This is a genomic window from Rubrimonas cliftonensis, from assembly GCF_900107585.1.
GTDB lineage: Bacteria > Pseudomonadota > Alphaproteobacteria > Rhodobacterales > Rhodobacteraceae > Rubrimonas > Rubrimonas cliftonensis.
The window spans coordinates 1-10,526 of the sequence record NZ_FNQM01000025.1; the positions used below are offsets into that span (position 1 = coordinate 1).

Below are 10,526 nucleotides of genomic sequence, written 5' to 3' on the forward strand. Positions count from 1 at the left end.
CCCGAGCGCAGCGCGCGGCTCAGCGCCCGGTCGAAGCCGAGATCCTTCCACAGCTCGTGCAGCGCAAAGACGTCGCCGTAGCTTTGCGCGGGTTCGTGGGTGAGGTGCGAGGCGGTGTTCTCCGCCCGGCCCAGGACGCGGTTGAGCCCACTGATCAGGGGATCCAGCTTCTCGGGCGTGAGATCCTCGATCCGCCCCAGGTTCGCGATCACGCGGTGGCGAACCTTTCCCGCATCATCACGATAGCCCTCGACCAGCTGCAGATAGCGTCGTCCGCCCGACCGGGTGATCTTCGTGTACATGCCGCAACGATATCACGGCAGAAAACTGCTTTCCATCGTGAAATACCGATGACGTGCCACAACACAACTTCGCTGCAATCACCCCCGGGCAAAGGCTAAGTTATTGATTACCCAGAGGCTAACGGTCCGGGTGCCCGAAAATCGGGGCCGGAAGTGTCGAACTCCGGTTCCCACCTTGCCGTTTTGCAAGCGGAACGCCCAGGCGCCGCCGATCGCCGTCTCCGACGCTGGCGGCAGGGTCCACCCGGCGCTCTCCGCCGCGCTCGCGGCGCCGGCGAAGGCGGCGGCGCTGGCTTCGAAGCTGTGGGGCAGGGCGGCGAGGAGCGCCTCGCGGCTGCCGGGCGCGGCGGCGACGGGGGGGCCTGAGCCGGCCGTCTCGGTGCAGCCCGCCAGCGCTGCGGTGCAGAGCGCTGCGGCGAGCAGTGTGCGCCGGCCCGGAAGAATGCTATTGTCGTGCCAATGAGCCTCCGTGTCTGGGCTGCCGGTTTCGTGCGGCGGGGCGGATGGTCGCCCAGGGGATCGACAGATCGCAAGGAGATCCGATGCCGTTGCCAGCCGTGTTGATGTCTCCGCTCGCGCTGCGCGCGCTTCAGGTTGGCGGCGCCGTGGCGCTGGGCGCCGTTCTCGCCGCGCGGCGCAGGGCGGCGGAAGGGCCGGAGCGGGTTGACATCGTCAGCGACGACGCGCTCGACCGGGTGGCGGACGGCGCCGACCTGCGGCTCGACCGCGCCAACGGCCGCGCCGACGGCGAGGCGCGCTGGGCGCGCACCGTGCGGCTGGGGCCGAACGGGCCGGGCGTCTCGGTCGACTTCGCCGCGCTGGGGCGGCTGCGGGTGCGGCGCGTGCGCGCCGGAAAGTGACGACGGACGGGGCCGGGACGGCCGCCTCACCCCGGCCGGTCGCGGCGCCGCTGGACAAGCCGCGCGCCGGCGGGCGAGATGCGCGCAGCGTTTCCGCCGGAGGGCCCTCGCGATGAAGCTGATCCACTCGCCGACCTCGCCCTATGTCCGCAAGGTCGTCGTGGCGCTGCATGAGACCGGGCTCGCCGACCGGGTGACGCTCGCCCCGGTGCAGACCACGCCGATGGCGAGCCACCCGGACGCCGTGGCGGCGAACCCGCTGGGCAAGGTGCCGGCGCTGGAGCGGCCCGATGGCCCGACGCTGTTCGACAGCCGCGTGATCACCCGCTACGTCGACAGTCTGCATGACGGGCGCAAGCTCTATCCCGAGGGGCCAGCGCAGTGGTCGACGCTGACGCTGGAGGCGCTGGGCGACGGCGTGCTCGACGCCGGCGTTTCGGCCACATACGAATGGCGGCTGCGCCCTGACGAGATGCAGTACGCGCCGTGGATCGCGGCGCAGCGGGCCAAGATCGCGCGGGCGCTCGACGCGCTGGAGGCGCAGTGGCTGGCGCATCTGGCCGGGCCGCTCGACGCCGGCGCGATCTCGGTCGCCTGCGCGCTGGGCTATCTCGACTTCCGCTTCGGCGACATGGGCTGGCGCGATGGCCGGCCGCAGCTCGCCGCCTGGCACGCGACCTTCGCCGAGCGCGAGAGCTGGAAGGCGACGGTTCCGCCGTCCTGAGCGGCCGGCGGTGGGTTTTCTCGCGGCGCAGCCCTGGACGGAGCTGCTGTCGATCTGGGCGTTCTTCGCGCTGAACGTCCTGACCCCCGGGCCGAACGTGTTCAACACCATCGGCATCGCGCTCGGTTCCGGGCGCGGGCCGGCGCTGGCGGCGGCGGCTGGCGTCGCGCCGGGCGTGATGCTGTGGGGGACGGCGGCGACGCTGGGCGCGGCGACGCTGTTCGCGCTGTGGCCTGCGGCGGAGACGGCGCTGACGCTGCTGGGCGCGGGGCTGCTTCTGCTGTTCGGGTCGCGCTACATCCGCCGCGCGCTGGCGACCGGGCCGGGGGCGGTGAAGGCGCGGGCGGGTGCGACGCCGCTGCGCGCCTTCATGGCGACGCTGGCGGTGCTGGCGACCAATCCCAAGGCGCTGACGACATGGCTCGTGATCCTGTCGCTGTTTCCCGCGGCGCAGGCGAGCACGGGCACGCTGGCGCTGCTGGTGGTCGGGATGGCGTCGGTGGGGACGCTGATGCATGTCGGCTATGCGCTGCTGTTCAGCACGCGCGCCGCGGCGGCGGTCTATGCCCGCGCCGCGCGGGGCGTGGACGCCGCGGTGGGCCTGTTTTTCATGGGGTTGGGGCTGAGGCTGATCGCCGGGCGGGCTGGCGTATGGTGACGGCGGGACGGGGCCATCGGAATTTGTTGTGTCTTGCGCAATGATCATTCCTTTAACTTATGGATGCGGAAGGCGCATCTGAGACGGGTCGGCGGCGCGCGGCGTCGCCTGTGATCCGGAGGATGCTTGATGACCTACTATCAGGACGCATTCTGTCGGCGCGTCGTCAGCCGTGACCTCGCGACGCTTCGCGGGCGCGGCGTCGCGGCGGCCTCGGCGCTGCTGTCGCTCGTCGCGTTCGCCGTGCTGGTGGCGCTGCCGCTGCTGCTGGGCGTCGCGGCCCCGGAGACGCCTTCCGTCGAAGACTGGCGCGGCAACAGCGCCTCGCTGCCGAGCGAGTGACGGCGGGCGCAGGAGCCGCGCAGCGCGTCACGCCGCCGGGGTGGGCGGCTCGAACCCGAAGCTTTGGCGCAGCGCCGCGCGGCCGGCGGGGGTGATCTCGATCACCCGCGCGCCGGGGATGCGGCGCACCCATCCATCGGCCTCGGCGCGGACGAGCAGGGCGGCCCCGAGCGCCCCGCCGACATGGGCGCGGCGCTCGCTCCAGTCGAGGCAGCGCGGGGCGAGGCGGCGGCGGGCGCCGCTCGCGGCGGCGACGTCCACCCCGGCGGCGGCGAGCCGGTCGGCGCCGGCCGGCGTGATCGAAAAATCGTCTTCCTGCGGGATCAGCCAGTCCAGCGCGACGAACCGCTCCGCGAGCGCCACGGCGACGGTCCCGGCGAGATGGTCGTAGCAGCTCCGGCACCAGCGCATCCGCGCCTCCCGCGGGCCGGGCAGCCGCTTCGGCCGCGCGACCGGAGCCAGCGCGGCCAGCGCGTCGAGCGCGTCCGCAGCCTCGGGCGAGGCGAGGCGGAAGTAACGATGCCGGCCCTGCTTCTCCACCGCGAGAAGCCCGCCGGCGACCAGCCGCGCGAGGTGCGAGGAGGCGGTGGCCGGCGTCACGCCGCCGACGCCGGCCAACTCTCCCGCGGTGTGGGCGCCGCCGTCCATCAGGCTCGACAGCATCCGCGCGCGGGCGGGCTCGCCGATCAGGGCGGCGATCTCGGCGAAGTCGGGGCCGTCGGTCATGCTTCGATGCTAGCCGAAACATGCCGGGCCGTGAAGCGGCTACGGCTCCAGCGTCATCGCACCATGATGGAGACGCCCCATGACCTTCCGCATCGCCTTCGGCCTCCGGCCGCCCCTCGCCGCCATGCGCGCGGTCGAGCCGTTGCGCCGACTGCGCGCGGCGCTCGCGCTCCGCGCGGCGGTCGCGCGGGAGCGACGGGCGCTCGCCGCGCTCGATGCGCGCCTGCTGCGCGATGTCGGGCTGGGCGAGGCCGAGGCGCGGGCCGAGGCGGCGAAGGGCTGGCGGGCGCCGCCCGCGCGCCGCTGAAAAAGCGCCCGCCAGGGGCCGCAAGGGGCGCGCGACCTACCCGAACGGGTGGCCTTAACAAGTCGTAAACCCTTGTCGGCGCGGCGCTTCCGCGCACTGCGCGCGGCCCCGGAAAGGTGTAGCGTACGCCACGCGCCAGTTTTCCGGAGAGACCCACGCCATGGCCGACATCGTGTTCACCCTCGACGGCAAGCCGGTCGTCGCGAAGCCCGGCGAGACGATCTGGGAGGTCGCCAAGCGCGAGGGAACCGCGCTGCCGCATCTCTGCCACAAGGACGCGACCGGCTACCGGCCGGACGGCAACTGCCGCGCCTGCGTGGTGGAGATCGAGGGCGAGCGCGTGCTGGCGGCGTCCTGCATCCGCGCGCCGAGCGCGGGCATGGTGGTCAACACCGCCGGCGAGCGGCCCGAGGCGGCGCGGAGAATGGTGGTCGAACTGCTCGCCGCCGACCAGCCCCCGCGCGAGGCGGCGCACGACAGGTCGGCGCATTTCTGGGACATGGCCGAGGCGACCGGGGTGGCGGACAGCCGCTTCCCGAAGCTGGAGCGCGAGCGCGTGCCGCTGCTGGACGGCAGCCACGTCGCCATGCGCGTGAATCTCGACTCCTGCATCCAGTGCAATCTCTGCGTGCGTGCCTGCGGCGAGGTGCAGGTCAACGAGGTGATCGGCATGGCCGGGCGCGGCCACGACGCCAAGATCGTGTTCGACTTCGACGACCCGATGGGCGAGAGCACCTGCGTCGCCTGCGGCGAGTGCGTGCAGGCCTGTCCGACCGGCGCGCTGATGCCGGCGGCGGCGGTCGACGCGGCTGAGGTGGGCGACAGCAAGGCGTTCGACCGCGAGGTGCGCTCGGTCTGCCCCTATTGCGGCGTGGGCTGCCAGCTCTCCTTCAAGATCAAGGATGAGAAGATCGCCTGGGTCGACGGCGTGGAGGGCCCGGCCAACGAATCGCGTCTCTGCGTGAAGGGCCGCTTCGGCTTCGACTACATCCACCACCCGCACCGGCTGACGAAACCGCTGATCCGCCGCGAGGACGCGCCGCCCAAGGGGCTGAACGTCGACCCGGCGAACCCGCTCGGCCATTTCCGAGAGGCGACGTGGGGCGAGGCGATCGCCGCGGCGGCCGGCAAGTTCGGCGCCTTGAAGGAGCGGTGGGGCGGGCGCTCGGTGGCCGGCTTCGGCTCGGCCAAATGCTCCAACGAGGAGGCGTATCTGTTCCAGAAGCTGATCCGCCAGGGCTTCGGGCACAACAACGTCGACCACTGCACGCGGCTCTGCCACGCCTCCTCGGTCGCGGCGCTGATCGAGAATGTCGGCTCCGGCGCCGTGACGGCGACCTTCAACGAGATCGAGAACGCCGACGTCGCCATCGTGATCGGGGCCAACCCGACCGAGAACCACCCCGTCGCCGCGACCTACTTCAAGCAGTTCGCCAAGCGCGGCGGCAAGCTGATCGTGATGGACCCGCGCGCGCAGGCGCTGCGCCGGCAGGCGAGCCACATGCTCCAGTTCCGCCCGGGAACTGACGTGGCGCTGCTCAACGCGATCATGCACGTCATCGTGGAGGAGAAGCTCTACGACCGGCAGTATGTCGAGGGCTTCACCGAGGGCTTCTTCGAGTTCCGCGACCATATCAAGGGTTTTCCGCCCGAGAAGATGGCCGATCTGTGCGGGATCGACGCCGGGACGATCCGCGACGTGGCGCGCACCTTCGCCGACGCGAAGGCCGGGATGATCTTCTGGGGGATGGGCGTCAGCCAGCACATCCACGGCACCGACAACGCGCGCTGCCTGATCTCGCTGGCGCTGCTCTGCGGCCATGTCGGGCGACCCGGCACCGGGCTGCACCCGCTGCGCGGCCAGAACAACGTGCAGGGCGCGTCGGACGCCGGGCTCATCCCGCAGATGATGCCAGACTACCATCCCGTCGCCGACGCCGAGGTGCGCGACCTCTTTCGCCACATCTGGGATGGCGCCGAGATCAGCCCCGAGCCGGGGCTGACGGTGGTGGAGATCATGGACGGGATCTACCGCGGCCAGATCCGCGGCCTCTACGTCATGGGCGAGAACCCCGCGATGTCGGACCCCGACGTGGAGCACGCCCGCAAGGCGCTGGCGCGGCTCGAGCATCTCGTGGTGCAGGACGTGTTCCTGACCGAGACGGCGAACTTCGCCGACGTCATCCTGCCCGCGAGCGCCTGGCCCGAGAAGACCGGCACCGCCACCAACACCAACCGCCAGGTGCAGATGGGCCGCAAGGCGCTGAACCCGCCGGGCGAGGCGCGGGCGGACTGGCGCATCGTCATCGACATGGCCAACGCCATGGGGCTGGACTGGGACTACGACCACCCCCGCGAGGTGTTCGCGGAGATGAAGATGTCGATGCGCTCGCTGCACCACATCACCTGGAAGCGGCTGGAGCAGGAGAACGCGGTGATGTATCCGTGCCTCTCGACCGAGGATCCCGGCCAGCCGGTGGTGTTCGGCGACGGCTTCCCGCGCCGGGCGGGGCGGGCGAAGTTCACCCCTGCGCGCGTGACGCCGCCGGCGGAGGCGCCGGACGCAGCCTACCCGATGATTCTGACAACCGGTCGGCAGCTTGAGCACTGGCACACCGGCTCGATGACGCGCCGGGCGAGCGTCCTCGACGCGGTGGAGCCGGAGGCCAACGCCTCGCTGCACCCCTCGACGCTGCGGAAGATGGGCGTGCGGCCCGGCGAGATGATCCGCATCGAGACGCGGCGCGGCGCCATCGAGATCATGGCGCGGGAGGACCGCGCGGTGGCCCCGGACATGGTGTTTCTGCCCTTCGCCTATGTCGAGGCGGCCGCCAACGTCCTGACCAACCCCCAGCTCGACCCTTGGGGCAAGATCCCCGAGTTCAAGTTCTCCGCCTGCCGCGTCGCGCCGGCGGGCGAGCGGCTGGCGGCGGAGTAGCGCGCGCCGCGGCGGCGCCGACCGCCCGACCGAGGAATCCAGCCGCGCGCCCAAGCCGCGCGGCGGGCCTCTGGCCAATGGGGCGATGGCGGGCGGCTGCGTCCCAAAATGACGCAGGCGTTCTGTCATCAAACGGTTTCACGACGGCAGTACTCATCAAATATGAAACTTGTCGTTTTCCGTGCGGGGCTTGGAAAGTTCTGAAGCGGCAAGTACTGGTGAGGAAAAAATCATGGCGGAAGCCGTCTCGCCCTCGACAGTGGCGACTGGAAAGAACAACTGGCTGCAATGGCTGATGGTCGCCGGGCTGGTTTACCTGCTGATTTGTGCGGTCGGTATGATCGGCAACGGCTTCAAGGCGGCGACCGGGGATCAGGCGAGGGAACTGTTTGCGTTCGCGGTCAATCCGTTCGCGGGACTTGTCGTCGGGACCATCGCGACCGCGCTGATCCAGTCCTCCTCCACCGTGACGTCGATCATCGTCGGCCTCGTCGCCGGCGGCCTGCCGGTGAGCGTCGCCGTGCCGATGGTGATGGGCGCCAACATCGGCACCTCGATCACCAACACCATCGTCTCGCTGGGCCATGTGCGCGACAAGGAGGAGTTCCGCCGCGCGTTCTCCGCCGCGACGGTGCACGACTTCTTCAACCTCTTTTCGGTGCTGATATTCCTGCCGCTGGAGATCGCCTTCGGCCTGCTGGAGCGCCTCGGCAAGCTGCTGGCCTCGCCGTTCTACGACGCCGGCAGCGCCTCGATGGGCGGGCTGAACTTCGTCAAGACGGCGACCGCGCCGATCGTGGACACCACGACCTCGACGCTGCTCTCGTTCGGCGACCAGGTGGGCGGCGTGCTTCTGATCATCCTCGGCATCGCGCTGATCTTCCTGTCGATCAACTATGTCGGCAAGCTGCTCAAGGGGCTGATGGTCGGCCGCGCCAAGGAGATCATGCACACCGCGATCGGAAAGGGGCCGATCTCGGGCATCGCCTCGGGCACGCTGGTGACGGTGCTGGTGCAGTCCTCCTCGACCACCACTTCGCTGATGGTGCCGCTGGCGGGCTCCGGCGCGTTCGGACTGAAGCAGATCTACCCGTTCACGCTCGGGGCCAATATCGGCACCTGCATCACCGCGCTGCTGGCGGCTACGGCGGTGACGGGCAACGCGGAGGCGGCGCTGCAGATCGCGATGATCCACTTCTCCTACAACGTGTTGGGGGTGCTCGTCATCTACGGCCTGCCATTCCTGCGCAACCTCCCCGTGCGCGCGGCGGAATGGCTGGGCGAGACCGCGGCGGAGAACAAGGCGGCGGCGCTGGCCTACATCCTCGGCGTTTTCTTCGTCGTGCCTGGCGTCGCGCTGGGCGTGACGTCCCTGCTCTGAGAGGCTAGGCCCATGATGAACGTCAAGGAGATGCGCACCGAGACGCTGCGCAAGCTGGTGGACGAGACCGAGGCGACGCTCGAGGAGCTGTCGGCGGAGCTGGAGCGGCGCGAGGAAGCCGAGCAGCACCAGGAGATCGACCGGCTCGACGAGCATTTCAGGAACGCCGAGCTGAGCCTGACCGCGATCCGCGATTTCATCGCCCAGGCGCTGAGCGACCTGCGCGGCCGCGGCTGAGACGACGCGGGCGACCTCGTCCGGGGTGAGGCGCGGTCGGCGCGGCGCTGGACAGCGCCGCCCGTTCCGCCTTTGTCAAGGCGGGCGGCGGCGCCGTCGCCCCCCAGTCCCCCGGCCCGCCGCCGGGGGGATCCCCAGTTCATGTTCTAGCCGCGCGGTGCGGCCCCGACGGGGCAATGTCTGGCGACGGCGCTGGGGGCATGGGGCAGGTTTGCGCGGAAGGCGGCCGGTGGCCTGAAGGCGCATCGCTCGACCCTTGGCCCGTGCGACCAGCACGGGCCGCGCCCTCCCTCCCCCCAGGGAGGGCGCATTGCAACGCCTCAACCCGGTGCGCCGTCGAAGTTGTTTGCGCCATAAACCGCGCCGCTCAGCCGTCGCGAAGCGCCCACCCGAGGGAGGGCGCGGCCCTCATCGCTCAAGAGGCGCCGCGGGGCGGATGGCTGAAATCCGCGCCAGAGCCGCCTTTCGGCGCCGCGTCGCCGGCGACGCGGCTGCCTCAGTCTCACCCCCGACGGCGCCGCCCGACGAAGCCCAGCAGGGCGAGCGCGGCCACGGCCATCGGTGCGGCGGCGGGCAGGGGGATGGGGACGACGCCGAAGCCGAGCTGGTCGCTGGCGACGCGCTGGAGCACGGTCGCGCTCTGCGGGTCGATGCCGAGCTCCATCGCTGCCAACTCGCCGGGGCCGAAGCCGGCGGGGTCGAGGCCGGTGAGCGTGCCGTAGATCACCAGCGCGCTGAGGTAGGAGCCGAACTTGCTGGCGTGCGTGCCGTCGTCGAACCACAGGTCGATCAGGCCGTCGGTGAGCGCGTCGGGGCCCCAGAAATCCTCGGTGGCGAGGCCGGCGTCGACCGCGCGCTGGAACGCCTCGCCGACAGGGGCGACGCCCGCGAGGCCGCCCGAGCCGTCGGCGGCGGCCTGCGCGACCGTCGCGGCGTAGCCCGTCACGAGGTCGTCGGTCATTTCCGCCAGCGAGGCGTAGTGGGTGTTCTGCGAGAGTTCGGTCGAGCGCGTCACGTCGCCTGTCGTCTCGTCGGTCTCGGTGGCGAAGGCGCCGTCCACGAGGTTGGGGCGCGCCCAGGTCTGGTAGAGGAAGACCTCGGTCTCCTCGCTGGCGTTGGGGTTGGCGAAGTCGTCGTTGCGGTTGCGGTTGCAGGTGATCTCCGACGACCTGGTGAGGGCCATGCAGTTCGCGGTCTGCTCCGCGTTGTTGGCGCCCTCGAAAGCCTCGCGGTAGCGGATCGAGGGGTAGGGGCCGGGGGAGTGCAGATAGTCCTCGATGATGTCGGCGAAGTAGCGGGTGTATTCGGGGTTGGAGGCCAGCGCGCGGCCGGCTGCGTTGGTCTGGCGCGGCAGCACCTCGTCGCTCTGCTCCTGCAGCACCACCTTGTCCCAGGTCTTGAGGCCGATGTTGCCGCGAAGGTCCCAGTCGGCGGGGTTGGTGTTGAGGAAATGGCCCCGCAGCGAGGCCGCGTTGCGGGTGGAGTGCGACACGGCGTAGTCGAGCCCGGCCTGGTCGGTCAGCTTCTTGAACACGCCCGGCACGCCGCCCCAGGGACGCGGTTCGAACGCGTTGCCGCCCGTGAGGTCGGTGAAGTTGCCGCCATTGTCGGGCGAGGTGAGGTCGGCGACGTTCGCGGCGTTGTAGCTCATCACCGGGTCGACGCGGCCGAAGGTGTAGCTGTTGCCGACGAAGAGCACCTCGATCGGGGCGGCCTGGGCTGACATCGGCGCGGCGATGGGGGCTGCGACCGGCAGCAGGCCGGCGAGCGCCAGCACGGGCAGGCGGGTCATGGGCGGTTCCTCTCCCTGAGGGTGTCCTTAACTTTTTATCCACAACCTTTAGGCGTTCGCCGTTTCGCGCGTCAATCGCGGAGGTCGACGCCCGGCGGCGGTGCCCGCGCCGCGGCTGGGGCGCCGCGCCCCTCACGCGCTCGCGAGCGGCGGCGCACGCCCAGCGCCTTGAAACGCCAAGGCCGTCGCCCTACCCAAGAGGGACCGGGCGAGAAACGCGCGGCGCCGGCGATGCGCCGGACGCGATGGCGGGAGGGCG

10 protein-coding genes and 1 pseudogene are annotated in these 10,526 nt (G+C 71.0%); 8 read left to right on the plus strand and 3 right to left on the minus strand.

The window, feature by feature from the left end; genetic code table 11:
* A pseudogene (locus BLW43_RS19765) lies at nucleotides 1–302 on the minus strand (IS1634 family transposase); the annotation flags it as partial.
* A 542-nt stretch (nucleotides 303–844) separates the two neighbouring features.
* Between BLW43_RS19765 and BLW43_RS19770 the strand changes: the two are divergent.
* The 4 genes from BLW43_RS19770 (at nucleotide 845) to BLW43_RS19785 (ending at nucleotide 2,886) form a co-directional block, all read left to right on the plus strand.
* On the plus strand, nucleotides 845–1,162 hold the full coding sequence (locus BLW43_RS19770) for a hypothetical protein (protein ID WP_139284157.1): 318 nt from the start codon (nucleotides 845–847) through the stop codon (nucleotides 1,160–1,162).
* Between the two features lie 112 nt (nucleotides 1,163–1,274).
* Nucleotides 1,275–1,886, plus strand: a complete 612-nt coding sequence (locus BLW43_RS19775) for a glutathione S-transferase (protein ID WP_093256107.1) — start codon at nucleotides 1,275–1,277, stop codon at nucleotides 1,884–1,886.
* A gap of 10 nt (nucleotides 1,887–1,896) precedes the next feature.
* Entirely contained in the window at nucleotides 1,897–2,544 is a 648-nt protein-coding gene (locus BLW43_RS19780) for a LysE family translocator (protein ID WP_175479017.1), read from the plus strand.
* Between the two features lie 129 nt (nucleotides 2,545–2,673).
* The gene (locus tag BLW43_RS19785) at nucleotides 2,674–2,886 is read left to right on the plus strand and encodes a hypothetical protein (protein ID WP_093256110.1); all 213 of its coding nucleotides are present in this window, start codon (nucleotides 2,674–2,676) and stop codon (nucleotides 2,884–2,886) included.
* Between the two features lie 27 nt (nucleotides 2,887–2,913).
* On the opposite strand, the gene BLW43_RS19790 is transcribed toward BLW43_RS19785, so the two are convergent.
* On the minus strand, nucleotides 2,914–3,612 hold the full coding sequence (locus BLW43_RS19790; protein WP_093256111.1) for an ArsR/SmtB family transcription factor: 699 nt from the start codon (nucleotides 3,610–3,612) through the stop codon (nucleotides 2,914–2,916).
* A gap of 79 nt (nucleotides 3,613–3,691) precedes the next feature.
* Here BLW43_RS19790 and BLW43_RS19795 point away from each other — a divergent pair, with 79 nt between their 5' ends.
* The 4 genes from BLW43_RS19795 (at nucleotide 3,692) to BLW43_RS19810 (ending at nucleotide 8,475) form a co-directional block, all read left to right on the plus strand.
* Nucleotides 3,692–3,919 (plus strand): YjiS-like domain-containing protein, encoded by a 228-nt coding sequence (locus BLW43_RS19795; RefSeq protein WP_093256113.1) that lies wholly within the window; start codon nucleotides 3,692–3,694, stop codon nucleotides 3,917–3,919.
* Nucleotides 3,920–4,079: 160 nt separating this feature from the next.
* Complete coding sequence (fdhF, locus tag BLW43_RS19800) at nucleotides 4,080–6,857, plus strand: formate dehydrogenase subunit alpha (protein ID WP_093256115.1); 2,778 nt, start codon at nucleotides 4,080–4,082, stop codon at nucleotides 6,855–6,857.
* Nucleotides 6,858–7,089: 232 nt separating this feature from the next.
* Nucleotides 7,090–8,238 (plus strand): Na/Pi symporter, encoded by a 1,149-nt coding sequence (locus tag BLW43_RS19805; RefSeq protein ID WP_093256117.1) that lies wholly within the window; start codon nucleotides 7,090–7,092, stop codon nucleotides 8,236–8,238.
* Between the two features lie 12 nt (nucleotides 8,239–8,250).
* The gene (locus tag BLW43_RS19810; RefSeq protein WP_093256119.1) at nucleotides 8,251–8,475 is read left to right on the plus strand and encodes a hypothetical protein; all 225 of its coding nucleotides are present in this window, start codon (nucleotides 8,251–8,253) and stop codon (nucleotides 8,473–8,475) included.
* A gap of 502 nt (nucleotides 8,476–8,977) precedes the next feature.
* Here the strand turns inward: BLW43_RS19810 and BLW43_RS19815 are convergent.
* A complete protein-coding gene (locus BLW43_RS19815; RefSeq protein ID WP_093256121.1) occupies nucleotides 8,978–10,267 on the minus strand; it encodes a hypothetical protein in 1,290 nt (429 codons plus the stop codon).
* Nucleotides 10,268–10,526 lie beyond the last annotated feature (259 nt).

What these genes read in the sequence shown, in the direction of transcription:
- BLW43_RS19770 (WP_139284157.1), top strand. Translation starts at nt 845, where the DNA reads ATGCCGTTGCCAGCCGTGTTGATGTCTCCGCTCGCGCTGCGCGCGCTT.
- BLW43_RS19775 (WP_093256107.1), top strand. Translation starts at nt 1,275, where the DNA reads ATGAAGCTGATCCACTCGCCGACCTCGCCCTATGTCCGCAAGGTCGTC.
- BLW43_RS19785 (WP_093256110.1), top strand. Translation starts at nt 2,674, where the DNA reads ATGACCTACTATCAGGACGCATTCTGTCGGCGCGTCGTCAGCCGTGAC.
- BLW43_RS19790 (WP_093256111.1), bottom strand. Translation starts at nt 3,612, where the DNA reads ATGACCGACGGCCCCGACTTCGCCGAGATCGCCGCCCTGATCGGCGAG.
- BLW43_RS19795 (WP_093256113.1), top strand. Translation starts at nt 3,692, where the DNA reads ATGACCTTCCGCATCGCCTTCGGCCTCCGGCCGCCCCTCGCCGCCATG.
- fdhF (WP_093256115.1), top strand. Translation starts at nt 4,080, where the DNA reads ATGGCCGACATCGTGTTCACCCTCGACGGCAAGCCGGTCGTCGCGAAG.
- BLW43_RS19805 (WP_093256117.1), top strand. Translation starts at nt 7,090, where the DNA reads ATGGCGGAAGCCGTCTCGCCCTCGACAGTGGCGACTGGAAAGAACAAC.
- BLW43_RS19810 (WP_093256119.1), top strand. Translation starts at nt 8,251, where the DNA reads ATGATGAACGTCAAGGAGATGCGCACCGAGACGCTGCGCAAGCTGGTG.
- BLW43_RS19815 (WP_093256121.1), bottom strand. Translation starts at nt 10,267, where the DNA reads ATGACCCGCCTGCCCGTGCTGGCGCTCGCCGGCCTGCTGCCGGTCGCA.